This window comes from Aurantiacibacter aquimixticola, from assembly GCF_003605475.1.
In the GTDB taxonomy this organism is placed as follows: Bacteria; Pseudomonadota; Alphaproteobacteria; order Sphingomonadales; family Sphingomonadaceae; genus Alteraurantiacibacter; species Alteraurantiacibacter aquimixticola_B.
This window is the reverse complement of record NZ_RAHX01000001.1, coordinates 473,510-500,405: the sequence shown is the minus strand read 5'-3', so window position 1 is coordinate 500,405 and position 26,896 is coordinate 473,510. Positions and strand designations below refer to the sequence as shown.

Annotated in this window: 23 protein-coding genes and 2 tRNA genes; 18 read left to right on the top strand and 7 right to left on the bottom strand. The window is 62.9% G+C overall.

Annotated elements, in window-relative coordinates:
* Positions 1–5 precede the first annotated feature (5 nt).
* On the bottom strand, positions 6–926 hold the full coding sequence (gene serB / locus D6201_RS02595; RefSeq protein WP_422664691.1) for a phosphoserine phosphatase SerB: 921 nt from the start codon (positions 924–926) through the stop codon (positions 6–8).
* On the opposite strand from serB, the gene miaA reads away from it, so the two are divergent.
* From miaA to D6201_RS02560, 7 genes are all read left to right on the top strand, one after another.
* Positions 883–1,836 carry a tRNA (adenosine(37)-N6)-dimethylallyltransferase MiaA gene (miaA, locus tag D6201_RS02590; protein WP_120047279.1) on the top strand — a complete coding sequence of 318 codons (954 nt, stop codon included), beginning with the start codon at positions 883–885 and terminating at the stop codon, positions 1,834–1,836. The genes serB and miaA overlap by 44 nt on opposite strands.
* Positions 1,837–1,929: 93 nt before the next feature.
* Entirely contained in the window at positions 1,930–3,672 is a 1,743-nt protein-coding gene (ilvB, locus tag D6201_RS02585) for a biosynthetic-type acetolactate synthase large subunit (protein ID WP_120049150.1), read from the top strand.
* Positions 3,673–3,676: 4 nt separating this feature from the next.
* Positions 3,677–4,192, top strand: coding sequence for an acetolactate synthase small subunit (ilvN, locus tag D6201_RS02580; protein ID WP_120047278.1), 516 nt, complete (start codon positions 3,677–3,679; stop codon positions 4,190–4,192).
* A 37-nt stretch (positions 4,193–4,229) separates the two neighbouring features.
* Positions 4,230–5,264, top strand: coding sequence for a ketol-acid reductoisomerase (gene ilvC / locus D6201_RS02575; protein ID WP_120047277.1), 1,035 nt, complete (start codon positions 4,230–4,232; stop codon positions 5,262–5,264).
* 61 nt (positions 5,265–5,325) lie between these two features.
* Positions 5,326–5,973 carry a YceI family protein gene (locus tag D6201_RS02570; protein WP_120047276.1) on the top strand — a complete coding sequence of 216 codons (648 nt, stop codon included), beginning with the start codon at positions 5,326–5,328 and terminating at the stop codon, positions 5,971–5,973.
* A 368-nt stretch (positions 5,974–6,341) separates the two neighbouring features.
* Positions 6,342–8,039: a 2-isopropylmalate synthase gene (gene leuA, locus D6201_RS02565; protein WP_120047275.1), complete on the top strand. Its 1,698-nt coding sequence runs from the start codon at positions 6,342–6,344 to the stop codon at positions 8,037–8,039.
* An 82-nt stretch (positions 8,040–8,121) separates the two neighbouring features.
* Positions 8,122–10,089 (top strand): PAS domain-containing hybrid sensor histidine kinase/response regulator, encoded by a 1,968-nt coding sequence (locus D6201_RS02560; protein ID WP_165853474.1) that lies wholly within the window; start codon positions 8,122–8,124, stop codon positions 10,087–10,089.
* A 165-nt stretch (positions 10,090–10,254) separates the two neighbouring features.
* Here the strand turns inward: D6201_RS02560 and D6201_RS13050 are convergent, their stop codons facing one another.
* Positions 10,255–10,530 carry an AHH domain-containing protein gene (locus D6201_RS13050; protein WP_242447554.1) on the bottom strand — a complete coding sequence of 92 codons (276 nt, stop codon included), beginning with the start codon at positions 10,528–10,530 and terminating at the stop codon, positions 10,255–10,257.
* A 92-nt stretch (positions 10,531–10,622) separates the two neighbouring features.
* On the bottom strand, positions 10,623–11,357 hold the full coding sequence (locus tag D6201_RS02550) for a hypothetical protein (protein ID WP_120047273.1): 735 nt from the start codon (positions 11,355–11,357) through the stop codon (positions 10,623–10,625).
* Between the two features lie 207 nt (positions 11,358–11,564).
* Between D6201_RS02550 and recJ the strand changes: the two genes are divergently transcribed.
* The 11 genes from recJ (at position 11,565) to phoB (ending at position 22,436) form a co-directional block, all read left to right on the top strand.
* Positions 11,565–13,346: a single-stranded-DNA-specific exonuclease RecJ gene (gene recJ, locus D6201_RS02545; RefSeq protein ID WP_120047272.1), complete on the top strand. Its 1,782-nt coding sequence runs from the start codon at positions 11,565–11,567 to the stop codon at positions 13,344–13,346.
* Positions 13,347–13,429: 83 nt separating this feature from the next.
* Positions 13,430–13,504 (top strand) — tRNA-Glu (locus D6201_RS02540).
* A 46-nt stretch (positions 13,505–13,550) separates the two neighbouring features.
* Positions 13,551–13,625, top strand: a tRNA-Glu gene (locus D6201_RS02535).
* 66 nt (positions 13,626–13,691) lie between these two features.
* Positions 13,692–14,876 carry a sensor histidine kinase gene (locus D6201_RS02530; RefSeq protein WP_120047271.1) on the top strand — a complete coding sequence of 395 codons (1,185 nt, stop codon included), beginning with the start codon at positions 13,692–13,694 and terminating at the stop codon, positions 14,874–14,876.
* Between the two features lie 94 nt (positions 14,877–14,970).
* The gene (locus D6201_RS02525) at positions 14,971–16,326 is read left to right on the top strand and encodes an OprO/OprP family phosphate-selective porin (RefSeq protein ID WP_120047270.1); all 1,356 of its coding nucleotides are present in this window, start codon (positions 14,971–14,973) and stop codon (positions 16,324–16,326) included.
* 109 nt (positions 16,327–16,435) lie between these two features.
* On the top strand, positions 16,436–17,485 hold the full coding sequence (locus D6201_RS02520; protein ID WP_120047269.1) for a substrate-binding domain-containing protein: 1,050 nt from the start codon (positions 16,436–16,438) through the stop codon (positions 17,483–17,485).
* An 18-nt stretch (positions 17,486–17,503) separates the two neighbouring features.
* Positions 17,504–18,889 (top strand): phosphate ABC transporter permease subunit PstC, encoded by a 1,386-nt coding sequence (gene pstC / locus D6201_RS02515; RefSeq protein WP_120047268.1) that lies wholly within the window; start codon positions 17,504–17,506, stop codon positions 18,887–18,889.
* A complete protein-coding gene (pstA, locus tag D6201_RS02510; RefSeq protein WP_120047267.1) occupies positions 18,882–20,159 on the top strand; it encodes a phosphate ABC transporter permease PstA in 1,278 nt (425 codons plus the stop codon). The genes pstC and pstA overlap by 8 nt, the downstream gene beginning before the upstream one ends.
* 89 nt (positions 20,160–20,248) lie before the next feature.
* Positions 20,249–20,995 carry a phosphate ABC transporter ATP-binding protein PstB gene (gene pstB / locus D6201_RS02505; RefSeq protein WP_242447553.1) on the top strand — a complete coding sequence of 249 codons (747 nt, stop codon included), beginning with the start codon at positions 20,249–20,251 and terminating at the stop codon, positions 20,993–20,995.
* Positions 20,992–21,663 carry a phosphate signaling complex protein PhoU gene (gene phoU, locus D6201_RS02500; protein ID WP_120047266.1) on the top strand — a complete coding sequence of 224 codons (672 nt, stop codon included), beginning with the start codon at positions 20,992–20,994 and terminating at the stop codon, positions 21,661–21,663. The genes pstB and phoU overlap by 4 nt, the downstream gene beginning before the upstream one ends.
* Positions 21,664–21,746: 83 nt before the next feature.
* On the top strand, positions 21,747–22,436 hold the full coding sequence (gene phoB, locus D6201_RS02495) for a phosphate regulon transcriptional regulator PhoB (RefSeq protein ID WP_120047265.1): 690 nt from the start codon (positions 21,747–21,749) through the stop codon (positions 22,434–22,436).
* On the opposite strand, the gene D6201_RS02490 is transcribed toward phoB, so the two are convergent.
* The 4 genes from D6201_RS02490 to fabF form a co-directional block, all read right to left on the bottom strand.
* Complete coding sequence (locus D6201_RS02490; RefSeq protein ID WP_120047264.1) at positions 22,433–23,152, bottom strand: extensin-like domain-containing protein; 720 nt, start codon at positions 23,150–23,152, stop codon at positions 22,433–22,435. The two genes, phoB and D6201_RS02490, sit on opposite strands and share 4 nt — an antisense overlap.
* Positions 23,149–24,591 carry a UdgX family uracil-DNA binding protein gene (locus tag D6201_RS02485; RefSeq protein ID WP_120047263.1) on the bottom strand — a complete coding sequence of 481 codons (1,443 nt, stop codon included), beginning with the start codon at positions 24,589–24,591 and terminating at the stop codon, positions 23,149–23,151. The genes D6201_RS02490 and D6201_RS02485 overlap by 4 nt, the downstream gene beginning before the upstream one ends.
* 66 nt (positions 24,592–24,657) lie before the next feature.
* On the bottom strand, positions 24,658–25,629 hold the full coding sequence (gene mltG, locus D6201_RS02480; protein WP_120047262.1) for an endolytic transglycosylase MltG: 972 nt from the start codon (positions 25,627–25,629) through the stop codon (positions 24,658–24,660).
* 1 nt (position 25,630) lies between these two features.
* Positions 25,631–26,893 (bottom strand): beta-ketoacyl-ACP synthase II, encoded by a 1,263-nt coding sequence (gene fabF / locus D6201_RS02475; protein ID WP_120047261.1) that lies wholly within the window; start codon positions 26,891–26,893, stop codon positions 25,631–25,633.
* Between the last annotated feature and the right edge of the window lie 3 nt (positions 26,894–26,896).

Genomic DNA, 26,896 nt, shown 5'->3' with positions numbered 1-26,896 from the left:
GAGAATTACCCGGTAACCCAATCCTTTTCCGGTATCTCGAGCAACTTGAGCAGGCTCGTCAGATCGCCCCGCTCGACCCATCCATTGGCCGCTGCGCGCGCCTTGAGCTTTGCGCGGTAGGCAATGCCGTAAGTCGAGGCCTCCAGCATCGGAATGTCATTCGCGCCGTCGCCCGCCGCCATGCTGACGGCGGTGTCGGCGCGTTTCCCCATTTCTTCTTCGAGAACAGCGCGCTTGGTCCCGCTGTCCGTGATGCCGCCGACGAGACCGCCGGTCAGCTTGCCGCCGGACACTTCGAGCCGGTTGCCGACCACGCGTTCGAAACCGAGCTGGTCTGCCACAGGATCGGCGAAATGGTGGAAACCGCCCGTCACCAGCACGGTGCGACAACCGCGCGATTTCAGCGTCTCGACCAGCGCCCGCGCGCCTTCGGTCGGTCGGATGCGCTCGGCGAGGCAGCGTTCTATCGCGTCCTCTTCCAGCCCCTCGAGCAGCCCCACCCGCTCCCGCAAGGCGCTTTCGAAATCGAGTTCGCCCTGCATGGCGCGTTCGGTGATGGCGGCGATCTGCGGTTTCAGCCCAGCGAAGTCGGCGAGTTCGTCGATGCATTCCTGCCCGATCATGGTCGAATCCATGTCAGAAACGAACACATCGGGCACTCGGATCGCGTCCCGCGCGATGATCGCGTCACTGTGCGGGAAGTGGGCGTCCATCGCAGCGCGCAGGGTGGCCATGTCGTCGCCAGCGATTTCCACTTGAAGCACGTCGCCGCAGAAATCGAGCATCGCCGCACGCGCCACCGGCACTGGAGTGTCGCGCAGCTGCGCGGTCATCGCGTCGAGCGCGCTTTCCAGTGTGGCCGGGTCTGCTATCAGGCGGGCGATGACCACGGGGGAGAACCTTTCGGACAAGAGGCTTGCGCTCATTGCAGGGCCGACCGCAAGCGGCAAGAGCGATCTCGCCGTGCAACTGGCGCTGGCGGTTGATGGCAAGGCCGTCGTCATCAATGCCGACAGCGCGCAGGTCTATAGCGATCTGCAAGTGCTCTCTGCCCGGCCGACCGAGGATGAAATGCAGGGTGTGCCGCATCGCCTGTTCGGCACTTGGGACGCGGCGGAGGCATGCTCTGCGGCGGAATGGGCGGCGGCAGCGAAGCGAGAGATCGCGAATGCTCATCTGGCGAGTGTGCTGCCGATCCTGGTCGGCGGAACCGGTCTTTACATTCGCACACTGCTGGATGGCATTGCGCCGATTCCCGAAATCGACGCGGCTGTGCGCGATGCGGTGCGCGCGCTGCCCGTGGCCGACGCCTTTGCCGCATTGAAGGTCGAGGATCCGGATCGCGCCGAGCGCCTGGCCCCGGGGGACCGTCAGCGCATTGCACGCGCGCTCGAAGTCGTGCGCTCAACGGGCCGGACGCTCGGCGATTGGCAGGCGCGCAAGGAAGGCGGGATCGCGGACAGCGTGGCGCTGGCTCCGCTTGTCCTGCTGCCGGACCGCGAAACGCTCTACGCGCGCTGCGATGCGCGGTTCGAACAGATGATGCAGAACGACGCGGTAGAGGAAGTCGAGGCGCTCCTCGCGCGAGGTCTCTCACCGGACCTGCCCGTGATGCGCGCCATCGGTGTTCCGGAAATCGCAGGCCATCTGCGCGGTAAATGGTCGCGGGAGGAGGCAATCGCGAAAGGGCAGCAGGCGACGCGCAATTATGCGAAGCGGCAATACACCTGGCTGCGCCACCAGCCTCCATTGGAGTGGCCTCGACGCGACCCGAAAGATATTGTCAAGCAGGCGCAGTTTGCAACTATATTTCGTGATCTGCCCTTGACAAGATAGTTTATTTCTATATTCCGGACGTCGCAGAACCCCCAATCTGACCCGGTGCAAGCGATTGCGCCGGGTCGTTTTTCTAGGGGGATGGAGGAATTCGTGTCTCAAGAGCGCAGCGGCGCAGCGATATTGGTGGAGAGCCTGGTGCGGCAAGGTGTCGAATTCGTGTTCGGCTATCCCGGCGGTGCAGTCCTGCCGATCTATGATGAGTTGTTCGGCGATGAACGCCTGCGCCATATCCTCGTACGCCACGAAGCCGGCGCTGCCCACGCAGCGGAAGGCTATGCCCGCTCCACCGGCAAGCCGGGCGTGGTGCTCGTCACCAGCGGTCCGGGCGCGACGAACGCGATCACGGGAATCGCCGACGCCTTCCTCGATTCCATCCCGCTCGTGGTCATCACCGGGCAGGTGCCGACCAATCTGATTGGCACGGATGCTTTCCAGGAAGCCGACACGGTGGGGCTGACGCGCCACTGTTCGAAGCATAATTATCTTGTGAAGGATCCCGAAAACCTCGCCGCAACTATCGAGGAAGCCTTCGAAATCGCCACGACCGGCAGGCCCGGCCCGGTAGTGGTCGACATTCCGAAGAACGTTCAGATCGCCACCGCCATGCTGCCCGATGGCAAGGCGAAGCGGCGCAAGCGTTACGAGCCGAGAATGGTCGGTGCGCCGGAGGAAATCGCCGAAGCGGTGGAGATGATCGCGAATGCCGAGCGCCCGATCCTCTATACTGGCGGCGGCGTCATCAATGCAGGCCCACGCGCCAGCGAATTGCTGCGCCGCTTCCAGCAGCTGACAGGCGCGCCCGTAACCTCGACGCTGATGGGCCTAGGCGCATTTCCAGCGCATCACCCCGACTGGCTCGGCATGCTCGGCATGCACGGCACGTTCGAAGCCAACATGGCCATGAACCAGTGCGACGTCATGGTCTGCGTGGGCGCGCGTTTCGATGACCGGGTGACCGGTCGACTCGACGCCTTTGCCCCGAATTCCAAGAAGATACATATCGACATCGACCGCTCCAGCATCAACAAGATCGTGCCGGTCGATCTCGGCATCGTGGGCGATTGTGCGCATGTGCTCGATCAGCTTGTCGAATGCTGGGGAGATCGCCGGGGCCGCGATCTCGGCGAATGGAAGGCGCGCATCGCCGGTTGGCGCGCGCGCGACAGCCTTGCCTATCCCGACCGCTCCGGAGAGATCATGCCCCAGCGCGCGGTACAGAGTCTGTTCGAAGCGACGAGGGACCGCGATCCGATCATTACCACCGAAGTTGGCCAGCACCAGATGTGGGCGGCGCAATATTTCGGGTTCATGGGCCCGAACAAATGGCTGACGAGCGGCGGTCTCGGCACGATGGGCTATGGCCTCCCCGCCGCCATCGGCGCGCAGCTCGGCAATCCGGACAGCCTCGTCATCGACATTGCGGGCGAAGCGAGCATCCAGATGAATATCCAGGAGCTTGGCACGGCCAGCCAGTTTCGCCTGCCGGTCAAGGTCTTCATCCTGAACAACGAGTATATGGGCATGGTCCGCCAATGGCAGGAACTGACCTATGAAAGCCGCTACTCGAACAGCTACTCGGACAGCCTGCCCGATTTCGTGCAGCTCGCCGAAGCCTATGGCTGGAAGGGCATTCGGATAGAGGATGACGGCCAGCTCGACAGCGGGATCGAGGCGATGCTCGCCCATGACGGCCCGGTGATGGTGGATTGCCACGTGTCGAAAGAGGCGAATTGCTACCCGATGATCCCCTCGGGCGCGGCGCATACCGACATGCTGCTCCACGGCGATCGCACCAGCGGCATCATGGCGGACGAAGCCAAGGCGCTGGTATAGGCTCATGAAAATCCAGCACCGCGAGGCCGAACGCCACGTCCTTACCGTCACCGTCGATAACGAACCGGGCATTCTTGCCAAGATCACCGGTCTGTTCACAGCGCGCGGCTACAATATCGACAGCCTGACCGTGGCCGACATCAGTGAGGACCATGCGATCAGCCGTATCACCATCGTCACCGGCGGTCCGCCGCAGGTGATCGACCAGATCATGGCGCAGCTGGAGCGGCTGGTGCCGGTGCACCGGGTCATCGATCTCACCGAGGAAGGTCCGCATGTCGAACGCGAGCTGGCGCTGGTGAAGGTGCGCGGTACGGGTGAAACGCGGGTCGAGGCGTTGCGCACCGCCGAAGTCTTCCGCGCCAGCGTGGTCGATACCACGCCCGAAAGCTTCGTCTTCGAACTCACCGGCTCCAGCAGCAAAGTGGACAGCTTCATCGTCCTGATGCGCCAGTTGGGCCTTGTCGAAGTCGGCCGCTCCGGCATAGTCGGCATGATGCGCGGCAGCGAAGGCGCCTGAAAACACATACGAACCACGAATACGGGGAATTCACGCAGTGAAAGTCTATTACGACGCCGATACCGATCGCAATCTGATCGAGAGCCGCAACATCGCCATCATCGGCTATGGCAGTCAGGGCCACGCGCACGCACAGAATCTGCGCGATAGCGGTGCAGGCGAAGTGCGCGTCGCACTGCGTGAAGGATCGGTAACGGCAAAGAAGGCGGAGGCCGCGGGCTTCACTGTCATGTCCAATGCGGACGCGGCGAAGTGGGCTGATATCGTCATGATGCTCGCCCCGGACGAATATCAGTCCGAAATCTGGCGCAACGATCTGCGCGACAACATGAAGGAAGGAGCCGCCCTCGCCTTCGCGCATGGCCTGAATGTGCATTTCGGGCTGATCGAGCCGCGCGAGGATCTCGACGTCATCATGATCGCGCCGAAGGGGCCGGGTCACACCGTCCGCAATGAGTATGAGCAAGGTCGCGGCGTGCCTGCCCTGATCGCCGTGCACCAGGAAGGCTCCGGCAGTGGAGGCAACGGCTTCGCTCAGCAGCTCGCCCTCGCCTATGCGGGCGCAATGGGCGCGGGCCGCTCCGCGATTATCGAAACGACTTTCAAGGATGAATGCGAAACCGATCTGTTCGGCGAGCAGGCCGTGCTTTGCGGCGGCATCAGCCACCTCGTCCTCGCCGGGTTCGAGACGTTGGTCGAGGCGGGATACGAGCCGGAAATGGCCTATTTCGAATGCCTGCACGAAACCAAGCTGATCGTCGACCTGATGTACGAAGGCGGCATTGCGAATATGCGCTATTCGATCAGCAACACGGCCGAATATGGCGATTATCACACCGGTCCACGCGTCATCACGGATGAAACGAAGGCCGAAATGAAGCGCGTTCTCGACGACATCCAGCGCGGCAAATTCGTGCAGCGCTTCATGACGGACAACGCGGTTGGCAATCCTGAGATGAAGGCAGCGCGCAAGCGGCAGGAGGCGCATCCGATCGAGGAGGTCGGCACACGCCTGCGCGCCATGATGCCGTGGATCGGCGACAACAAGCTGGTGGACAAGGCGAAGAACTAAAGGTGCTGGACTTGCGCCGCTGCGTCACCACATCCGACGTTCGCAATCCGGGAGACTGACCATGCGCAAAACCATCATTGCCCTAACTGCCGCCGGCTCCGTCGCCGCGCTATCCGCCACCGGTGCCATCGCCGATACGCATGAGCACGGGCAACATGCGATGGATACGAGCGCCATCGAATCCGGCACCTACAGCACCGATCCGGCGCACACACTGGTGGAGTGGCGGGTCAGCCATTTCGGCTTTAATGACTATTTCGGCCTGTTTGGCGATGCGGAGGGCACGCTTGTGCTCGACACTGCCGATATGGCCAATTCTTCCGTCGACGTGCGGCTGCCGATCAGCTCGCTTGCCGTCGTCAGCGAAGGCTTGCGAGAGCACATGCTGCGTCCCGGGGAGGACGGCGCCGCGCCCGATTTCTTCGGACCCGATGCCGACGATGCGCGCTTCGTGTCCTCCAGCGTCGAGCAGACGGGGCCGACCACGGCGAATATCACTGGCGCACTGACGCTCAACGGTCAGACCGGCCCTGTGACGATTGCGGCAGAGCTATCCGGCATGGGCGAAAACCCGCGCAGCCAGGCACAGACCGTGGGCTTTCATGGGACAACCACCATCAAGCGTTCCGAATGGGGCATGGATTTTGCCGTGCCGGCAATCGGTGACGAGGTGGAACTCGATATCACGGTCGCCTTCGAAAAGAACTGACCTTACCGGACTGTCCTACACAGGAGCCGGGCGGCTAGCGATCTGCCATGATCGCACCGCCCGGCCCTGATCCCGAAGGTTACACCCTGCACCGGCAAATCGTGCCCAATATCACGCATTTCTGCGGTTTGGCGGTGAAGTCGCGCAGTTCACAAATTTGCCGTTCTCTGTATCACCTGAAACCGCATTCGCACTGGACGTGGCCCGCGCCGCTGGGTAGCTTCGCTTGCGATGAGCACGGCTTTCGATCTCGATCTGCTGCTTCGACTTACGCGCCCTTAGGCGCGCCATCCGCCCTGCCACGCGCGGGCGAACCGCCTAAGGGCCATCCCGTCAGACCAGCAGGCCAGTCGAAGAAAGCCAAGTCCATGCTCCGCGATCCGAGCGCCAAATACCGCCCCTTCCCGCAAGTCGACCTGCCAGACAGGCAGTGGCCGACGCGCACCATCACCACACCGCCGCGATGGCTGTCGACCGACCTGCGCGATGGCAACCAGTCGATCATCGACCCGATGGACAGGGCGAAGAAAACGCGCTTCTTCGAGCTGCTGCTGGACATCGGCGTGAAGGAAATCGAAGTCGGCTTCCCCGCCGCCGGGCAGACCGAATTCGACTTCATCAACTGGCTGGTCAACTCCGGCAAGGTGCCGGACGACGTGACCGTCCAGGTGCTCACCCAAGCGCGCGAAGACCTGATCCGCCGTAGTTTCGAAAGCCTTGAAGGCGCGCGTTCCGCCACCGTCCATCTCTACAATGCGCTCAGCCCCGCCTGGCGCGATATCGTGTTCCGCATGAGCCGCCAGGAGGTGCGCCAGATTGCCGTGAAAGGCGCGCAGCTGCTGGTCGACGAGGCGGCAAAACGGCCTGACACCAAGTGGCATTTCCAGTATTCGCCGGAGACGTTCTCGACCGCCGAGCTCGATTTCAGCCTGGAGGTCTGCGAGGCGGTGATGAAGGTCGTCGGCCCTACTGAGGACTGGCCGATCATCCTCAACCTGCCTGCCACAGTCGAAGCGGCGACACCGAATGTCTATGCCGACCAGATCGAGTATTTCTGCCGCAACCTGCCGAACCGGGAAGCAGCGGTGATCTCCCTCCACACACATAACGATCGCGGGACGGGCGTTGCGGCGGCCGAACTCGGCCTGATGGCGGGTGCCGATCGGATCGAGGGCTGCCTGTTCGGCAATGGCGAGCGGACCGGCAATTGCTGCATCGTCACCGTGGCGCTCAATATGTATACGCAGGGTATCGACCCGGGCCTCGACTTTTCAGACATCGATCGCGTGATCGAGACGGTCGAATATTGCAACGCCTTGCCCGTTCACGAACGTCATCCTTATGGCGGCGAGCTGGTCTTTACCGCCTTCTCCGGCAGCCACCAGGACGCGATCAAGAAGGGGTTCGAGGCGCAGGGCCAACAAAACGACGATCTTTGGCGCGTGCCTTACCTGCCTATCGATCCCGCCGATCTGGGTCGCAATTACGAAGCGGTCATCCGCGTGAATTCGCAAAGCGGCAAAGGCGGTTTCGCCTGGGTGCTGGAACAGCGCCACGGGCTGAAACTGCCCAAGCGATTGCAGATCGACTTCTCTCGCCATGTGCAGCAGCTGGCCGACCAGCTGGGGCGCGAACTCAACGGCGACGATATCTGGGAGGCCTTTCGCAAGGCTTACTTCCTCGGCGTCGAGAAGCGCCGTTTCCGCCTGGTCGACTACGCCGAGAGCCGCGCCTCCGATGGAACACGCATGTTTGCAGGGACGGTCGAAGTCGATGGCGAAGAGCAAAGCGTGTCCGGGCGCGGCAAGGGGCTGATCTCCAGCGTGCTCGCGACCCTGAGGGACAGTTTCGGCGTTGCGATGGAAGTTATAGACTATTCCGAACACGCCATCGGCTCTGGCGTCGATGCCAATGCGGCCGCCTATATCGAATGGGAAGCCCCCGATGGCCGCACCGGTTGGGGAGTAGGGCTTGACGAGGACGTCGCGACCGCAGGCGTGCGCGCGCTGCTCAGCGCTGCCAACAGTGCAAGCAAGGCGGGCAAAGCGGGCACGAAGGCTAAGTGACATTCCATAGGGCTGCGATTGCGCCGGCGTAGGCAAGCGCGGTCTATCCGCCGCACCATCGAGGGAAACGATGGTGGGTGGGATGATCGAACTTCTGGCTCTTGTCGCAAGCAGCGTTGCGGCGTTTGCCTTTGCCACGCTGTACTTCCGTCAACGGGCGGAGCGGGAAGAAGATGAGCAAGCCGCGCTAAGCTTCACGACTCTCGCCGATGTGGCGCCTGCCGGGATCTGGCGCACGGACGCGCGCGGCCAGTGCATCTACGTCAATCGGGCGTGGGAGGAATCGGCCGGCCTGACCGACTGGGAAGGCGATAGATGGGCGCGCGCTCTTCACCCGGACGATTACGACGATGTGATGAGCGCGCTGATGACGGCGGTCGCGCGCGAAGAGCGAATCGATACCGAATGGCGCTGGCTTCGCCCCGATGGATCGACGGTGTGGGTCAAGGGCATCGGCGCGCCTGAATATGACGAAGATGGCGAGGTCGTCGGCTATGTCGGCATCAATTTCGACATCCAGCGATCCAAGGATCTGGAAGCGGAACTGATGACCGCACGGGAGAAGGCGTTGGATGAGGCCCAAGCCAAATCCACCTTCCTCGCCAATATGAGCCATGAAATCCGGACGCCGATGAACGGTGTCGTGGGGTTCACCGAGCTCCTCATGGAAAGCGATCTGGACGAGACGCAGCGAGACCAAGTGCGACTGATCGCGGAGTCGGGCCGCGCGATGATGCAGCTACTCAACGATGTTCTCGATCACTCAAAAATCGAGTCGGGCCAGTTGCGGATCGTGGCCGAGCCGACCGATGTGCGTCATAAACTCAATCATGCCGTCAAGCTGATGGAGCCGATGGCACGCGCGCGCGGCCTTTCGATGAGCGTCTGGATCGAGGATGACGTGCCCGAGCTGGTTGAGCTGGATCCTCTACGGCTGCGTCAGATCCTGCTGAACCTGATCGGCAATGCTGTGAAGTTCACGGAAAACGGCGGAATCGACGTGGAAGCGCGCGTCGAAACATCCAATGACGGCAAATATCTGCTGATCTCGGTCATCGATACCGGGATCGGTATCGAGGAAGCGAAACTGGAAGCTATCTTCTCGCCCTTCCGGCAGGAAGACGGCACTACGGCACGCCGCTATGGCGGGACGGGGCTTGGCCTGTCGATCTCAAGCCAGCTCGTGACAATGATGGACGGACGCATCACCGTGCATTCCAAGCAGGGTGTCGGAACGCAGTTCACCATCCGTCTGCCTCTGCGAAAGGCCGAGTCGCTGCCTTCCATCCCCGCGGTGGAGATCGTATCGACCGAAGACGCCGCTGTGTCCTCGCTTTCGAACACCCACGTCCTGATCGCCGAGGATCACGGCATCAATCAGGAACTGATCATGTCCATGGCGGAAGCTCTTGGAATAGACGCCGAGCTGGTCGAAAATGGCGAGCAGGCGGTCGAGGCCGTCATTGCCGCACGCGATGCCGGGCGGCCATTTGCCGCCGTTCTCATGGACATGCAGATGCCCGATGTCGACGGTCTCGAAGCGACGCGGCAATTGCGGGCCATGGGATTTACGGCAGAGAGCCTGCCTATCATCGCCCTTACCGCCAATTGCTATCCAGACGACGTGGCCGCGTGCCGCGAAGCAGGAATGCAGTCGCACCTGGGCAAGCCGGTGACGACCGTCGCGCTGGCTCGCGAGCTGGCCCGGTGGCTGGGCGATGGAGACGATGACGATGCGCAGGATGAAATCGTTTCGGAGCGCGCCGATCTTGCCCCGATGACCGGAGGCTTGGTGGATCGTTATCGCGATCGCAAGGTCCAGCTTCTCGCCCAGCTGAAGCAATCGTTGGAGCGATCACCCGGGCAGACGGATTGGGCGGAACTTGCCTCGCAGTTGCACAAGCTCGCCGGTGTCGCTGCCAATTTCGGCGAGCCGGAGCTGGGAGAAGCTTCGCGGCGGCTTGAAAACTGGCTCAAGATGACGCCCGGCCCTGAGGAACGCATGCTGGCCTTGCGGCGGGAATGGCCTCATTTCGAAAAAGCCGCTTAGCGCGTCTCCGTAGAGGCCCACAGCTGGTCGGCCATCGCATCGAGGTCAGCGAAGTCGAGATCCAGGCGAAACGGATCCTTGCGATTGAGAAAGAACGTGCTGCGTCTCAGACTGATGAGCTGCTTGCGAAGGGCACCCTGCAACCATCGCAAGCGCATCAATGCATCACAACGTGCGCTTTTTGGGCATTCTCGCGTGAGCCGACCGCCAGCTGCAATCGATCCGCCCGATCCTTTGAGCAACGAGATCGTTGTATCTACGATGCGGTCCGCGATGGAGAGGTAGCCGAGTTCGCCGCGCCTCTTTTCCCGTACTCGGCAGCAACAGGCCGTTGCGGCGGAAGTCATCGAAGCCGACTGATCCAACGCCAAGTTTTTCAAAGAAAGATGCGAAGCAAGGTGTGCGAAGCAGTTGCAAAGGCAGGAGGTGATGCCGTTGCATGTTGGGCTGGAATTCAGGGGCTCCTCGTCGATTGACGGAGCGGAACGACAGGTACGGACGCGGCTGCGCTGAACGGCCCGTCATGTATTCCCCTATCGCGACCCCTGCACCACCCGTACAATGGTGGAGTTTTCCACAGCTTCCAGCACCAGTGCTTCTCCACCAGGGCCACTGAAAGCAAGCTGCGCGTCGATGCGACCGTGCTCGACAACCCAGTTGATCAAACGCAGCGCGATCTTGGCCGCCCGCGCGCGGTCCGCGCACATGTCTGCCGACAGGGCAAGTTCCTGGCCCGTAAGCAGCGCAAGACCCCTGCTTCGCAACCCGCCATTCGCGTCCGTCTCCAGTGAAGTCAGGCCGAGCCCGGGAAAGGGACCGCCCTCCACCCATGCAACCACGCCGCGCTGGAATATATCGGGCGCGCTGCATGCCCCTGCCGCGTGCCACACGACACCCGACACACCGTCGAGCCCGGACAATCGGGCCGCCAACAAGGCGAGACTGCGCACGACCGGAAACATCGTCGCGCCGCCAGCAAGATGCGGGCCGGGCACGAGTTCTACGGCTTCCGCGGCGTTTCTATCGACGGACGGCGGCACTCCATATGCGTGCTCGAACTTCGGAATCCGGGCACCTTCGGACGGCAGCAGACCCTTGAGGTCGAATGTGAGGCCAGTGATAAGAAGTTCGAGCCAACCCTGCCCTTCGGTATTGCCTGCCGAGGGGTCGAGACTGATGGAGAAATGCCCCGTCGTATCCGCCAGACGCTGCAGATCGGCGACGGTCGGCCGGCTTCCTGCCGCGAAGAGCAGCGAGACACCCGGCATCAGTCTATTCGATTCAAGGTCTTGCGCGAGCGCGATCGAACATCACCCTTCCGTTCCGGTCGGAAAAGTGATGACGCGAAAGCTTTGCTGCGTCGAGTCCCAGAAAGGTCCGTTTTCGTCCTGAAACGGGACTGCGATTGCCCGAAACTGTCGAGAGCGGGCCGCGCAATCTTCCTTTGGCGGCCTGCCGGGGATACTCGTGCAGGCATGACGACGCGCGTATCGGTTTTCGGCATCGACTCCTCAATCAGCGGCAAAAGCTGGCGCTGGCGCGGTGGCAACATGGAAATAGCGTCCGGTATTGGCGGGCTCGAACAGGATATCGCGACGCAGCTCCTGCTGTCGCGCGGGGTGAGACGTGAGGAGCTCGATATGCACCGCGCGCCCTCGCTACGCGCCTTCCTGCCGGATCCATCCGCCTTTGCCGATATGGACCGCGCGGCAGAGCGTATCGCCGAAGCGATTATCTCTCGCGAAACGGTGACCGTGTATGGCGATTACGATGTCGATGGGGCGACGAGTTCGGCGCTTCTCATCCGTCTGATCCGCATGCTCGGCCACGATGCGCGCCATTACATCCCCGATCGCCTGCTCGAAGGTTATGGGCCGAGCGGCGAAGCGCTGCTCAAGATCGGGCAGGATGGATCAAGCCTGATCGTGACCGTGGATTGCGGTGCAATGGCGCATGAGGCGCTGGGCATGGCGCATGATGCGGGGATCGACGTTATCGTGGTGGACCATCATAAATGCGCGCCGGACTTGCCGCGCACTTATGCTCTGGTGAACCCCAATCGGCTCGACGAAGGCGATCTCGCCTCGTCCCATGGCCATCTCGCCGCTGTCGGCGTCGCCTTCATCCTGGCCGTCGCGGTAACGCGCACGCTTCGGGAGCGTGGCTTTTTCAAGGACCGCGCCGAGCCGGACCTGCTCTCGCTCCTCGATCTCGTGGCGCTCGGCACGGTGGCGGATGTCGCTGCCATTCGCGGACTCAATCGCGCCTTTGTCGCGCAGGGGCTCAAGGTTATGGCGCGCCGGGCGAATGTCGGCATGGCCGCTTTGATCGATGCTAGCCGATTGAAGGCCGCGCCCGCCGCCAGCGATTGCGGCTTCGCACTCGGCCCGCGCATCAACGCAGCGGGACGTATCGGAGAGGCGACACTCGGCGTGCGATTGCTCACCACCGAAGATCCGGACGAGGCCCGCGCGATCGCGGAACAACTTTCCACTCTGAACGACGAGCGCCGGGCCATCGAAGCCGCCGTGCAGGAAGCGGCCGAGCAGCAACTGGATGCGCAGCACAATCGCCCGGTCATCATTTGCGCGGGCGAAGGATGGCACCCCGGCGTCATCGGCATCGTCGCAGGGCGCATCAAGGAAAAGACCGGCAAGCCCGCCCTCGTCATCGCGCTCGACGTGGAAAACGGCGAAGGCAAGGGATCGGGGCGATCGATCCCGGGCGTGGACCTTGGCGCGGCCATCATCGGGGCGACCGATGCCGGACACCTCGTCAAGGGCGGCGGGCACGCGATGGCCGCAGGCCTGACCGTGGCGGCGGACAAACTCGCCGGCTTTGGCGACTGGCTGGTCGAGCGCCTGGAAGGGCCTGTCTCACGCGCATCGGCCGAACAGCAGATGCTGCTCGATCTGGCACTGGCACCCAGCGGTCTCACACCGGAACTCGTGCAGACGCTCGACACGGCGGGGCCTTACGGCGTCGGCTGGCCCGGCCCACGGGTGGCGATCGGCCCAGTGACGCTGGTGAAAGCTGATGTCGTCGGGAATGATCATCTGCGCGTCATCGCTGCCGGGCAGGATGGCGGACGATTCAAGGCGATCGCCTTCCGCGCCGCCGAAAGCCCGATGGGCCAGGCGCTGTTGCACGGTGCAAAGGGCCGGAAGCTCTGGCTTGCCGGTCGGGCCAAGATCGACGACTGGGGATCGCGACCCGCCGCGGAATTGCACCTCGAGGATGCGGCATGGGCGGACTGATTTGCGCCTGCCCGGACAAAAGCGGCGAAAGCGCACTTGACCGCAAAGCGCAGCGCCCCTAAGTGCGCCGCTCCATCGCGTGTGGCCCCTTCGTCTAGCGGTTAGGACGCGGCCCTTTCACGGCTGAAACACGGGTTCGATTCCCGTAGGGGTCACCAGCGATGGCGCGCTTTGCGAAGCGCTCTCCGGCATACTGCCCCACAGGGCCCCTTCGTCTAGCGGTCAGGACGCGGCCCTCTCACGGCTGAAACACGGGTTCGATTCCCGTAGGGGTCACCAGGCGGCACGAAAATCGCTCGATCCGTGCTGGCAACTGTCACAAATCTATGTCTATGCGTTCTTCCCATGGAGGGGCGCTTCATCCCGGTCGCAGGCGTGGTCATCGCCGTCTTTGCTGGCGGTGGCATGCTGCTTGCGGGCGTTGACGGCATACTCGTGGCAGCCGTCCTGACGCTTTGGATTGCGAGTTTCTGGATCGCCGTGCCGCCGCCCGTGCCGCAGGCGACCGCTCAGGTCGAAGGTCTGACAATCACACGGGCTGGCATGCGCGATCTGATCGAGCATTCCGGTCTCCCGATGCTGCTGCTCGATTCCGACCGTATCATCGTCGCCAATGCACAGGCGCGCGAGGAGATCGGCAGGCATGTCGTCGGGCAAGACGCCCGCGTGGCACTGCGTCATCCTGCGGCAATCGATCTGCTGGCGCGATCGGAGGGTGGCAGCGCCACGGTGCAGGGACTGACCGGCCCGAAAAGCAATTGGCAGATGACCTATCAGCGCATCGACGAGCGCTACAGCCTCGTTGAATTGGTCAACCGCACCGCGGAGGCCGATATCAGCCGCGCGCATACGGATTTCGTCGCCAATGCCAGCCATGAGCTGCGCACTCCGCTCGCATCGATCATCGGATTCGTGGAAACGCTCGAAGACGAGGGCGACCAGGTCCCATCCGAGCAGCGACAGAAGTTTTACGGTACGGTTCTTCGAGAGGCGCGCCGGCTGAAATCGCTGATCGACGACCTCATGTCGCTAAGCCGGGTCGAGGCCGAAAAGCACGATCAGCCCCGCTCCATCGTCTCGCTACCATTGCTCGTGAAACAGGCCGCACGAGATGGTGCGGGGCCGGAGCGGACCGCGCGCCTGAAATTCGACGTAACCGACAAGGCCATCGAAGTGCGCGGCGACGAAAAGCAGCTGGAACAGCTGGTCCGCAATCTGGTCGACAATGCCATGAAATACGGTTCGGCTGATGAGCCGGTGAAAGTGACTCTGGCCGCTGGTGAGCGCGACATGGCAGTTCTCAAGATCCGCGATCACGGCGATGGCATCGATGCTGAACATCTGCCGCACCTTACCCGGCGCTTTTATCGCACCGACCCCGGGCGTAGCCGCGCAGCTGGCGGAACGGGACTGGGCCTCGCCATCGTGAAGCACATCGTCGAACGGCACCGCGGTCGTCTCGACATCGCCAGCCAGCGCGGCGAAGGGACGACCGTCACCGTGCGCCTTCCGCTGGCACGCCGCGGCTGATCGCTTGTCCACAGCCTTCTTCCGGCCTGTCACATAAGTGTAATGTCACAAATCTAGAGGCCGCGGTCACAAATCGGACAGACCGGGGTCTTTCATGCGTAATATCTATGGATTGCCGCTTGCGGCGCTCGCTTTTGCCGCAGCTCCCGCTCACGCGCAGAGCGATTCGCAGGATACGGAAGTCGCCGCCCTACGCGCGCACGTGGCTCAGCTCACCGCGCAGCTTGCCGAGGTCACGGACAGGCTGGACGAAATGGAGAGCGAAACGGTCGGCGCCGTTCCCGCCTCGCAGACCGCCCAGAGTTTCCCTGCCGTGACGGCCGAAGCGCCGACACAGGTCAGCATGGGCGCCGCGCCCGAAGTCGAAAGCGAAGACGGCTTCAGCTTCAAGCCGTTCGGTCGCCTGATGCTCGATGCCGGCTTGACCGCCCTGCCCGATGGCTTGGGCTTGGATGATGGCTTCGGCGCCGAGGCCCGCCGCGCCCGGCTCGGCGTGCAGGGCGATATTCCTGGCGGCTTCTCCTACAAAATGGAGGTGGATTTCGCTGGGAATGAAGTCGACATCACCGACGCGCTGATCGAATATGGCGCGGGCGACATCGACATCACCGTCGGCCAGTTCAACAATTTCCAGTCGATGGAAGAATTGACCAGCAGCCGCTTCACCTCCTTCATCGAGCGCGCCGCGTTCACCGATGCCTTCGGCTTCAGCCGTCGCCTCGGTGTTGCCGTCGAATATGGCGGAGACGCCGTGCTACTGCAGGGCGGCGTTTTCCACGACAATCTCGGCGATCTTCCCGGCAGCGACCGCGTGAGCGTCGACGGCCGTGCGGTCTATTACCCTGAAGTCGGCGATACCCAATTGCACTTCGGCGGCTCCCTCCACTTCGCCGATATAGGAGAGGACGAGAGCGTCCGTTATCGCCAGCGTCCGCTGGTCCACTTCACATCGGAACGGCTGGTCAACACCGGCAGCTTCGACGCCGAAAGCGAACTCGGTGCCGGCATCGAACTTGCCGCCATTCGCGGGCCCCTGCACTTCGCCGCCGAAGGCTACCGCCAGGAGGTCGGCCGCGGTGACGGCTTCGATGACGCGACCTTCTTCGGCGGATACGTCGAGGCAGGCGTGTTCCTCACTCCGGGCGACAGTCGCGGTTACAGCGGCGGTCGCTTCAATCGCACACGCCCCGCCAATCCGGTGGGCGAAGGCGGCATCGGCGCGATCCAGCTCAATGTCCGCTACGATTATCTTGATCTTATCGATGGTCCGATCGTCGGCGGCACGCAGAATGGCTATCTCGCATCGCTCATCTGGACGAGCACGGACTACACGCGTTTCCAGATCAATTACGGCCGCCTGGAATATGACGACGCGCCGGACGCCCTGCCTTCCGGCGAGACCGATTACAGCGCCGATGTCGTAGGCCTGCGCGCCGAATTCGATTTCTGATAAGACCGGCCCCTTGTTGATAAATAAGACCGCCATGTGACGCAAATCTGTCGCATGACGGTAATAGGGGGCCGCTAGCTCAACTCTTGGACCTAAGGGGCTATGTGAAATGAAGAAGATTACCCTTGCCGCCGTCGCGCTGGCCGCGACCGCTCTCACCTCCGGTTGCGGTGATAACAAGGTCGGTGGCGGCGACAGCCGCGATTCGATCCACGCCGTCGGCTCCTCCACCGTGTTTCCGTTCGCGCGCCGCGTTTCGGAAATCTTCTCGCGCGAGAATCCGGACCTGCCCGCGCCCAGCATCGAATCGACCGGCAGCGGCGGCGGCATCGCGCTGTTCTGCGCCGGCGTCGGCCCGAGCACGCCCGACTTCGTCAATGCCTCGCGCCGCATGAAGGCCAGCGAATTCGCCACCTGTCAGGAAAACGGCGTGGAAGAGATTGCCGAAATTCAGGTCGGCATGGACGGTATCGCCATCGCCTCCGCACAGGGCGGCATCGACATGGATCTGACGCCGGAGATCATCTACCGCGCGCTCGCCGCCAATCCCTATGGCGAAGAGCAGACGGCGCAGAACTGGAGCGATGTCGATCCTTCGCTGCCGAACGAGCCGATCCTCGTTTACGGACCGCCGACCACGTCGGGCACGCGTGATGCGTTCAACGAGCTGATCATGCTCGCCGGTTGCGAATCCAACGAAGAATTCGCTGCGACCGAAGAGGCCGATGAGGACGCGTTCGAGCGCACCTGCACCGAAATCCGCAGCGACGGAAAGTTCGTCGATCAGGGCGAGCAGGACAATCTCATCGTCCAGAAGATCGCCGGCAATCCGAATACGGTCGGCGTGTTCGGCTACTCGTACCTGGACGAGAATTCCGACCAGGTGCAGGGTCTTACCATCAACGGTGTCGAGCCGACCTACGACAACATCGCCAGCTTCGAATATCCCGGTGCGCGTCCGCTCTATGTCTACGTGAAGAAGGCGCATATCGGCATCATCCCCGGGCTCGAGGAATTCCTGGCCACATGGGTCGCGAACTGGGGAGAAGGCGGCTCGCTGTCGCAGATCGGCCTTGTGACAAATCGCGGCGAGGTTATGGAGGCCATGACTTCGGCCACGACCGAACTGCCGAATCTCACGGCCGAACAACTCCAGTAGGGACTTCGTTTCCGCGCAATGTCACCAGTCATACCGCTCCTCCTGGCCCTTGGGCTCGGGCTTGCCGGTTGGCTGGTGGCACGCGCACGGGCCTGGACCTTCAAGCGAGCCGCTCCGCAAGGGCGGCTCGCTTCGCTTCCCACTTACCACGCCTGGTATGCCGCGCTGTGGATCGCGGTGCCGATGCTGCTATTCTTTCTGGCGTGGGACTATGTCTGCAGCCAGCTGATCGTAGCCCACGTCCTGGCCAGTCCGGAGGCGCAATCGCTTCCCGAATTCGGCCTGCGGCGCGGCACCATTCTCAACGAGGCTTACGCGCTTGCCACCGGTGACGCACAGCGGGTTCTGAACGAGGAATCGCGCGCACTGGCGGAGCCTTTCCGCGAAGCGATCTCGCGCTACAACCTTATCGGGATCGTAATCGGTCTGGTCATTGCCGGGGCCGGCGCGGCCTATGCATTTCTCCGCCTGAAACCGGATTTCACCGCCCGCACGCGGGTCGAGCGGCTGGTGCTCATCGCGCTGCTGCTGGCATCGCTGGTGGCCATCCTGACGACGCTCGGCATCTTCGTCACGCTGGTATTCGAGACGATCCGCTTTTTCGGCATGGTCTCCCCGCTTGATTTCCTGTTCGGGCTACAGTGGAATCCGGACCCGATGAGCAATGCCGCCAATCCGGACGGAGACCGCTACGGCGCGATACCGCTCTTCTGGGGAACGCTCTTCATCGGCGCCATCATCGCCATGATCGTCGCCATCCCGCTTGGCATGATGAGCGCGATCTACCTCACGCAATATGCCAACCCGAAGGTCCGGCAGTGGGTGAAACCCGCGCTGGAGATTCTCGCGGGTGTGCCGACCGTGGTTTACGGTTACTTCGCCGCGCTCACCATCGCTCCTGCCATCCGAGACTTCGCCATCACATTGGGCGCGACCAATCCGTCTTCGGAAAGCGCGCTGGCGGCAGGCCTCGTCATGGGCGTTATGATCATCCCCTTCGTATCCTCCATGGCTGACGATTCCATCGCCGCCGTGCCGCAAGCCATGCGTGACGGCTCGCTGGCGATGGGCGCGACCACCAACGAAACGATCAGGCGCGTGCTGGTGCCCGCCGCCCTGCCCGGCATCGTCGGCGGTGTGATGCTGGCGATCAGCCGAGCGATCGGGGAAACCATGATCGTGGTGATGGCGGCCTCGACGGCCGCCAATCTCAGCGCAAATCCGCTCGAATCCATGACGACGGTGACGGTGCAGATCGTTGCCTTGCTTACGGGCGAAGGCAGTTTCGATCACCCGGCGACGCTCGCCGCCTTCGCGCTCGGCTTCGTCCTGTTTCTGGTCACGCTTGCCCTGAATTTCATCGCCCTGCGCGTCGTGAAGAGGTTCCGCGAAGCTTATGAGTGACGCAGCCACCATCGATGCCACGCCGCCCGCCAGTGCGCCGACGCGCACCGCAGCGTTCGAAGCGCGGTTGAAGAAGCGCTACGCCGCGGAGCGCCGGTTCAAGGCGCTGGGCCTGTCGGCCATTATCTTCTCCATCAGCGTTCTGATCTTCCTGCTCGCCACCATGACGCTGAACGGCCTCGGCGGTTTTCAGCGGGCGGAAATGCAGGTGCCGATCGATTTCCCGCAAATGGGCCTCAGCGTCAGCCCGACGCTGGAGGAAGAGACCGAAATCGCGCGCGCCCTTCAGGGACAGGGATTGGTCGAAGTGGTGCAGTTCTCTGCCGACGAAGCGCTGGGCGCGGACGCAGCCGAGCATCTCAACGCGGAAGCCTGGCGCATCGTCGCGCAGGAAGTCGCAGCCAACCCCGGGCTGCTGCGTCAGGAAACGACGTTCTGGCTGCCGACCGACGAAGATCTTGCTAGCGCCTATTCTGGAGATGGCCAGACGGCGTTGCAGCCGCTAGCGCAGGAACTGTCCGAGCGCGGCGTTCTGGAAGAAAAATTCGACTTCGGATTCCTGAGCCGGGCCGACGCCACCGATCCGCAGCTGGTCGGCATCTGGGGGGCGCTCAAGGGGTCGATCCTGACGATGATCGTCACGCTGCTGCTCGCCTTTCCGATCGGCGTACTGGCTGCACTTTATCTCGAGGAATATGCACCGAAGAATCGGTGGACCGACCTTATCGAGGTATCGATCAACAATCTGGCGGCCGTCCCTTCGATCATTTTCGGCCTGCTCGGCCTCGCCGTGTTCCTGGCCATTTTCCCGAGCTATCGCTCCGCTCCGCTAATCGGCGGCATGACGCTGGCGCTGATGACCATGCCGGTAATCGTGATCTCCGGACGCAACGCGATCAAGGCGGTGCCGCCGAGCATTCGGGACGGCGCGCTCGCCGTAGGCGCTTCGCCGGTGCAGGTGGTGTTCCACCACGTCCTGCCACTCGCCCTGCCCGGCATCCTGACCGGCACCATCATCGGCATGGCGCGCGCGCTGGGCGAAACAGCCCCGCTGCTGCTGATCGGCATGCGGGCTTTCGTCTCCTCACCGCCTAGCGGGTTCACCGACAACGCCACGGTACTGCCGATGCAGATCTTCCTGTGGTCCGATGAAATCGACCGTGGCTTCGTTGAGCGCACCAGTGCGGCGATTATCGTGCTATTGGTATTCCTCCTGCTGATGAATGGCCTCGCCATTTATCTTCGCAACCGCTTCGAGAAGAAATGGTGATGAACGAAACTGTCCAGCCCCCCTCGCTCGCCGAAGCGATTCAGGATCGGCCGGAAGACGTGGTCGACGAGTCCACGTCCGAGGTGAAGATGCAGGCGCGCGACGTCTCCGTCTTCTACGGCAAGAAGAAGGCAATCGACGAGGTTTCCGTCGATGTGTTCACAGAACACGTCACTGCGTTCATCGGCCCGTCGGGCTGCGGCAAATCGACCTTCCTGCGCGCGCTCAACCGCATGAACGACACGATCCCCTCGGCCAGCGTGACCGGCACGATCGAATTGGATGGCGAAGACATTTACGCCAGCGGCATGGACGTGGTGCAATTGCGCGCCCGCGTCGGGATGGTTTTCCAGAAGCCCAATCCATTCCCCAAATCGATTTACGAGAATATCGCCTACGGCCCGAAGATCCATGGCCTGGCCGAAGGCAAGGCGGAACTCGACACCATCGTCGAGAAGAGTTTGCGCCGAGCGGGCCTCTGGGACGAGGTGAAGGACCGGCTGCAGGATTCGGGCACAGCACTGTCGGGCGGCCAGCAGCAGCGCCTGTGCATCGCGCGCGCGATTGCGGTGGATCCCGAAGTTATCCTGATGGACGAGCCCTGCTCCGCACTGGACCCCATCGCCACCGCCAAGATCGAGGAACTGATCGACGATCTGCGGGGACGATATGCTATAGTCATCGTGACGCACTCGATGCAGCAGGCCGCGCGCGTGAGCCAGCGGACCGCGTTTTTCCACCTCGGCCACCTGGTCGAGTATGGACATACGTCGGACATATTCACTAATCCGCAGCAGCAGCGCACGCAGGACTATATCACCGGAAGGTATGGATAAGCTTGGAACACACGGTCAAAGCCTTTGACGAGGACATCACCCGGCTTCGCGGCCTGATCGCGGAGATGGGCGGTCTGGCGGAACTTGCCATCAGTGAGGCCCTGTCCGCCCTCGTCTCGGGCGACGAGGAACTTGGCAAGGCCGTGGTGGAGCGCGACGGTCGTCTCGATGCGCTCGAGGCGGAAGTGGACGCGATGGCCGTCCGCATCCTCGCCTTGCGTGCACCGATGGCGGACGATCTTCGTGAAATCGTCGCCGCGCTGAAAATTTCGGGCGTGGTCGAGCGGATTGGCGATTACGCGAAGAACATCGCCAAGCGCATCGGCAAGATCGAGGGCCGCTCGACATTCGAGCCGCTGACGCTGCTTCCCGCAATGGGCGAAGTGGCCGCCGAAATGGTGCATGACGTGCTCACGGCCTATGCCGCACGCGACCCCGTGCTGGCGCGCGAAGTCATCGAGCGGGACGAAAAGGTCGACGCGTTCTACGACAGCATTTTCCGTAATGTCGTCAGTCACATGGTCGAGAACCCTAAGACGATTTCGAGCGCGGCGCAGCTGCTCTTCGTTGCTCGAAATATCGAGCGGATCGGCGATCATGCGACCAATGTTGCGGAGATGGTTCACTATTCCGCGACCGGAAGCTATCCTGACGATATCGAACGCTGAGGTGATCGGGGTGGCGGGGCTTGCAACAAAACTGCCATGAAAATGTCATATCCTGCCTGCGAAACCAGACAGGATCGATAGGCATGTCCGCACCCAAGCTGCTCCTCGTCGAGGACGATTCCGCACTTGCCGAGCTTCTCGAATATCGTTTCGAGAGCGAAGGATACGATGTGAGGATCACCGCTGACGGGGAAGAGGCGATGGTGATGGCGCAGGAAGACGCGCCCGATCTCGTCATTCTCGACTGGATGATCGAAGGCGTGAGCGGCATCGAGGTGTGCCGCCGCCTTCGCCGCGAAAAATCGACCGCGCATGTGCCGATCATCATGCTCACCGCGCGCGAGGCCGAGGACGACCGGGTACGCGGGCTTGAAACCGGCGCGGACGACTATGTCACCAAGCCCTTCTCGCCGCGCGAACTGCTTGCCCGCGTTTCCGCCGTTCTGCGCCGCGTGCGCCCTGCCCTTGCCGGCGAGACCATCGAAGTCGGCGATATGAAGCTTGATCCCGTGGCGCACCGCCTGGAGCGGCGCGGCAAGGAAATGCAGGTCGGCCCTACCGAGTATCGCCTCGTCAAATTCTTCATGGAACATCCCCGGCGCGTATTTTCGCGTGGACAATTGCTCGATGCGGTCTGGGGCACGGGTAGCGAGATCGAGGAGCGGACGGTCGACGTGCATATCCGCCGCCTGCGAAAGGCCATAGCGTTAGAGAATGTGCGCGACCCGATCCGCACCGTGCGATCCGCAGGTTACGCGCTGGAGCCGGTCTAACGGCAGGCTCCGCCGATGACGCCGCGGCCTTGGTCGAAATGGAAATGATCGGCATGGGCGGCGTTGTAGTCTGGTGAAAGGACAGTGCCGAAGCTATCGCACGCCGCATCGCGCACACCGCGCAGGAATTGCGCCTTGGCATCGTCTCCGCCCCAGTCGCCGAGCAGGCTGATCCGGCTGCCGTCCTCCAGCACGAACCCCGCGATATCGATTGCATTGCCCGTGGCATGTTCGCTCCACCTGCCACTATCGGAGCCATACATGCGCCTGCAGCTATAGGTGCCGATCTGGTCGATGCGCGCGACTGGAGAACCGAGCAATTCACGCGCCAAAGGCTGCACATCCTGATCGAGCCAGATGGCGAGCCCGGCTGCCACGCTGCACGTCATTTGCGGATCGGCGGGAGCGAGCGAGAGGTCCGCGGGGATCAGCCGATCCTCGCGGCGGCATTCACCCTCTCCCGTGGCGGGTAGCGCGGTGAAACCCACTTCGCTGCGCTCCAGCACGGCCTGGCATTCCTGCGGATCGCCACGCAGGCTCGCCAGCTTCGCGCCCGTCGCCCAGCCACGCGGTTCGCGCAGGTCGAGCGGAGCCCATGGATTGTGCTGCGGATTCTCGGCAAGCCATGCGCGCCCTGCCACCGCCAGCGCGAATAGCGCGAGCAACCAGGCCAGGCGCGTATCGAAGGGCCGGGCCTTCGGCCATTTGCGCTTCACGCGGCCAGTTCCGCCAGTCGCTCCCTGACCGCAGCCAAATCGGCTGCGAACAATCGCTCCTGCTCGGCCTTGGCCTCGCCATCGAGGCGTAGCAGATAAGACGGGTGAGCCGTGACCCACAGCTCGCTTCCGTCGTCGAGCGGAATCGGCTCGCCGCGCGCCTTCGAAATGCTCACTGTCTTGCCGAGCAGACCGCGCGCCGCGCTCGCGCCCAGCGCCAGCACCAGTTTCGGCTTAACGATCTCGCGCTCGGCCTCCTGCCACCAGCGACAGGTGTCGATCTCTTTCGCGGTGGGCGACTGGTGGATGCGCCGCTTTCCGCGCTGCACATATTTGAAATGCTTGACGGTGTTGGTGACATAGGCGCCGTCGCGCGCAATCCCCGCCGCTTCCAGCCCGGCATCGAGCACCTGTCCGGCCGGACCGACGAAGGGACGACCGGCCTGATCCTCCTGATCGCCCGGCTGTTCGCCCACGATCATCAGGTCGGCATCGCGCGGCCCCTCGCCCATCACCGCCTGGTTGTCGAGATCGCCGATCGGGCATTTGCGGCAGCCATGAATAGCCGTCTCGATGGCGGCGAGCGTCTCAGGCCGTTCCTCGAATTCCAGTTCTCCTGCCGCAACCATTTCCGACTCCCGCTTCTGCGCGCCCGCAATCAGCTCGGGGATGAGCTCCGCCTCGGGCATATTCTTCCAGTATTTGCGGGGCATTTCGCTCAGCATCGCCCCGATCTTCAAACGCGCGGGATTGAAGATGGATGCATAATATTTGCGCCAGAGATCTTCGGCCGGATCGCCGCTGGGCGCATCGGATTTCTGCGCGGGCGGCCCTTCGCGCAGCGTATCGCCGTCCCAGTGGATCGACCCGCGCGGCGTCAGGATGGACCAGTTCATATTGGCGAAACGGCGTACGAAAAATCCGGCTTCGCGCCGCACGATGTGATGGTCGGGCTCGAACCAGGCGACATAGTGCTCGGCCTTTTCGCCATCGGGCCCGTCTTCCTCCACCACGCGAAAGCGCACGAAGGCGTGCATCTTGTGCGCATCGCGGCGGACGTTCTTGTCGAGCTCCTCCAGCCTGCGGACTTGTGTGTCGGCCTTGTCCTCCATCAACCGCGGATTATCCTGCAGGCGCCAGAGCAGATCGTAGAGCAAGGCGAAGCGCTGCGGATCGCTGTGATGGATGGCGGTCTTGGCGAGCGAGAAAAAGCGTTTGCTGACCCGGACCTGCGGCGCATCCTTTACAGGTCTCGGCGGGTCCGCCCCGCCCGTGCTCAGGAGGGAAGCATTACCGCCCGGCTCATTCCAGCTCACCCGCTCCGGCGGGACGCCGCACTGCACCAACGCCCGCGCCCGATTGCGCCAAAAGGCGAAATCGTCCGGCTCGGGCATTTCGACGACATAGCGCGCCGTGCGGTCAGTTTGTTGTTGCGGCATAGCGGAACAAAATAGGACCGCCGCCGTGATTTCTCAATCCATTGCGCTCTGGCGGAGCGAAAAGCTTCACATCTCTCCGCGCTCTCGGCGCAGCGCGAACCATCGCTCGACCGCCTCGTTGTGGCCTTGTAGCGTGGTGTTGAACTCATGGCCGCCACTGCCGTCCGCCACCATGTAGATCGCATCCGTATCCGCCGGGTTGAGCACCGCCTCGATACTCGCGCGACCGGGATTGGTTATCGGGCCGCGCGGCAGGCCGACCATGGAGTAGGTGTTGTAGTCGTTGATGGCTTGGATCTCCGACTGGCGAATGCGGCGGCCGAGCGGACGACCGCGAGTGATCGGATAAATGATCGTCGGATCGGCCTGCAGCATGATGCCTTGCCGCACGCGATTGGAATACAGGCCGGCGACCATGCGTCGCTCTTCGGGGACGCCGGTTTCCTTCTCGACAATGCTGGCGAGCACGACGGCTTCTTCCGGGCTGCTGACAACGGTATTCTGGCTTCGCTGCGGCCAGAGTTCGGCCAGCGTCTCATCCATTGCCCGGCGCATCCGGGCGAGCACGGCAATGCGCTCCTCCCCGCGTTCGAAATCGTAGCTTTCGGGAAGGACGGAGCCTTCCTCCGGCACCGGAATTTCGCCGACCAGCAGGTCTTCCGCCATCAAGATATCGTGCACGATCACCGAGGGCGTGCCTTCCGGAATCGTCACGAAGCGGCGAATGACGTCGCCATGCTGGAAAGTGTCGAGGATTTTCGACGGGCTCGCGCCCTTGGGCAGCAGAAATTCGCCCGCCTTGATCGGGTCGCTGCCGCCAAGCACCTTTGCCCGCAGCAGGAAACCGTCGGAGGAGACGATATGGCCCTCTTCCTGCAGCTTCTTCGCAACGGAAGTCAGTGAGGAGCCGCTCGGCACGATGAAGGCGGTTTCTTCCTCCACTTCGGAACTGCCATACCAGCCCGCAGCGAACCAGCCGCCGACCGCCACCACGGCCAGGACACCCAGCGCGACAAAAGCCGCGAGCAATCTTTTCATATCAGTCCTCGACCCGCTTCATCACCAGCGAGGCATTGGTGCCACCGAAACCGAAGCTGTTGTTGAGAACTGCGTTCACTTTCCGCTCTTTCGCGGTGAGCGGAACGAGATCGACGCCTTCGGTGCCCTCGTCCGGATTGTGCAGGTTGAGCGTGGGCGGCACGATCTGATCGCGCATGGCGAGGATGCAGAAGATACTTTCCACCGCGCCCGCCCCGCCGAGCAAATGGCCAATGGCGGACTTGGTGCTGCTCATGCTCGCGCCGCCCAGATCGTCGCCGAGCACGCGCTTCACCGCGGCGAGTTCGATGGTGTCGGCCATGGTGCTGGTGCCGTGGGCGTTGACATAGTCGATGTCCGACGGTTCCAGCCCGGCTTTGCGGATCGCCATGCGCATCGCGTTTTCCGCGCCCTTCCCCTCCGGATGCGGCGCTGTGACGTGATAGGCATCGCCGGAAAGGCCATAGCCGACCACCTCTGCGTAGATCGTCGCGCCGCGTGCCTTTGCGTGTTCGTATTCTTCCAGCACGACGACGCCCGCGCCTTCGCCCATGACGAAGCCTTCGCGGTCCTTGTCGTAGGGACGGCTGGCCTCGGCCGGGCGGTCGTTGAAGCCGGTGTTGAGCGCGCGGGCCTGGGCGAAGCCGGCAATGCCGATCGGACAGATGGTCGCTTCCGCGCCACCCGCCAGCATGATATCGGCATCGTCGTCCTTGATCATGCGCGCCGCGTCGCCGATCGAATGCGCGCCTGTAGAGCATGCGGTGACGACCGCGTGGTTGGGGCCCATCAGACCATATTTGATGCTGACCTGCCCGCTGATCAGATTGATGAGGCGGCCGTGGACGAAATGCGGAGACACGCGGCCCGGCCCGCGATTGGCGAGATTGAGCGACTCCTCCTCGATACCCGGCAGTCCGCCGATGCCGGAACCGATGGAGCAACCGGCGCGCAGCTTCTGCTCTTCGGTCATTTCGGTAAGGCCCGCATCCTCGAGCGCCTGCCCGGCTGCATCGATTCCGTAGACGATGAATGGGTCCACCTGCCGCTGGATCTTGTGATCCACGCGTTTGTCGGCATCGAAGCCCCATTCGTGATCGGCAGGCTTCACTTCGCCCGCGATCGTGCATTTCTGGTCCGAGGCATCGAACCTGGTGATGGACCCGATACCGCTTTCGCCCGCGATCAGATTCTTCCAGCTCGTTTCGACATCGCCGCCTAAGGGAGTCACGAGGCCGAGACCGGTTACGACAACGCGCCGCATATC

What these genes read in the sequence shown, in the direction of transcription:
- serB (WP_422664691.1), bottom strand. Translation starts at nt 926, where the DNA reads ATGAGCGCAAGCCTCTTGTCCGAAAGGTTCTCCCCCGTGGTCATCGCC.
- D6201_RS13050 (WP_242447554.1), bottom strand. Translation starts at nt 10,530, where the DNA reads ATGCAACGGCATCACCTCCTGCCTTTGCAACTGCTTCGCACACCTTGC.
- D6201_RS02485 (WP_120047263.1), bottom strand. Translation starts at nt 24,591, where the DNA reads ATGCCGCAACAACAAACTGACCGCACGGCGCGCTATGTCGTCGAAATG.
- phoB (WP_120047265.1), top strand. Translation starts at nt 21,747, where the DNA reads ATGTCCGCACCCAAGCTGCTCCTCGTCGAGGACGATTCCGCACTTGCC.
- leuA (WP_120047275.1), top strand. Translation starts at nt 6,342, where the DNA reads ATGCTCCGCGATCCGAGCGCCAAATACCGCCCCTTCCCGCAAGTCGAC.
- D6201_RS02560 (WP_165853474.1), top strand. Translation starts at nt 8,122, where the DNA reads ATGATCGAACTTCTGGCTCTTGTCGCAAGCAGCGTTGCGGCGTTTGCC.
- mltG (WP_120047262.1), bottom strand. Translation starts at nt 25,629, where the DNA reads ATGAAAAGATTGCTCGCGGCTTTTGTCGCGCTGGGTGTCCTGGCCGTG.
- pstA (WP_120047267.1), top strand. Translation starts at nt 18,882, where the DNA reads ATGAGTGACGCAGCCACCATCGATGCCACGCCGCCCGCCAGTGCGCCG.
- fabF (WP_120047261.1), bottom strand. Translation starts at nt 26,893, where the DNA reads ATGCGGCGCGTTGTCGTAACCGGTCTCGGCCTCGTGACTCCCTTAGGC.
- D6201_RS02530 (WP_120047271.1), top strand. Translation starts at nt 13,692, where the DNA reads ATGGAGGGGCGCTTCATCCCGGTCGCAGGCGTGGTCATCGCCGTCTTT.
- D6201_RS02525 (WP_120047270.1), top strand. Translation starts at nt 14,971, where the DNA reads ATGCGTAATATCTATGGATTGCCGCTTGCGGCGCTCGCTTTTGCCGCA.
- miaA (WP_120047279.1), top strand. Translation starts at nt 883, where the DNA reads ATGACCACGGGGGAGAACCTTTCGGACAAGAGGCTTGCGCTCATTGCA.
- pstB (WP_242447553.1), top strand. Translation starts at nt 20,249, where the DNA reads ATGCAGGCGCGCGACGTCTCCGTCTTCTACGGCAAGAAGAAGGCAATC.
- D6201_RS02520 (WP_120047269.1), top strand. Translation starts at nt 16,436, where the DNA reads ATGAAGAAGATTACCCTTGCCGCCGTCGCGCTGGCCGCGACCGCTCTC.
- D6201_RS02550 (WP_120047273.1), bottom strand. Translation starts at nt 11,357, where the DNA reads ATGCCGGGTGTCTCGCTGCTCTTCGCGGCAGGAAGCCGGCCGACCGTC.
- pstC (WP_120047268.1), top strand. Translation starts at nt 17,504, where the DNA reads ATGTCACCAGTCATACCGCTCCTCCTGGCCCTTGGGCTCGGGCTTGCC.
- recJ (WP_120047272.1), top strand. Translation starts at nt 11,565, where the DNA reads ATGACGACGCGCGTATCGGTTTTCGGCATCGACTCCTCAATCAGCGGC.
- ilvN (WP_120047278.1), top strand. Translation starts at nt 3,677, where the DNA reads ATGAAAATCCAGCACCGCGAGGCCGAACGCCACGTCCTTACCGTCACC.
- D6201_RS02570 (WP_120047276.1), top strand. Translation starts at nt 5,326, where the DNA reads ATGCGCAAAACCATCATTGCCCTAACTGCCGCCGGCTCCGTCGCCGCG.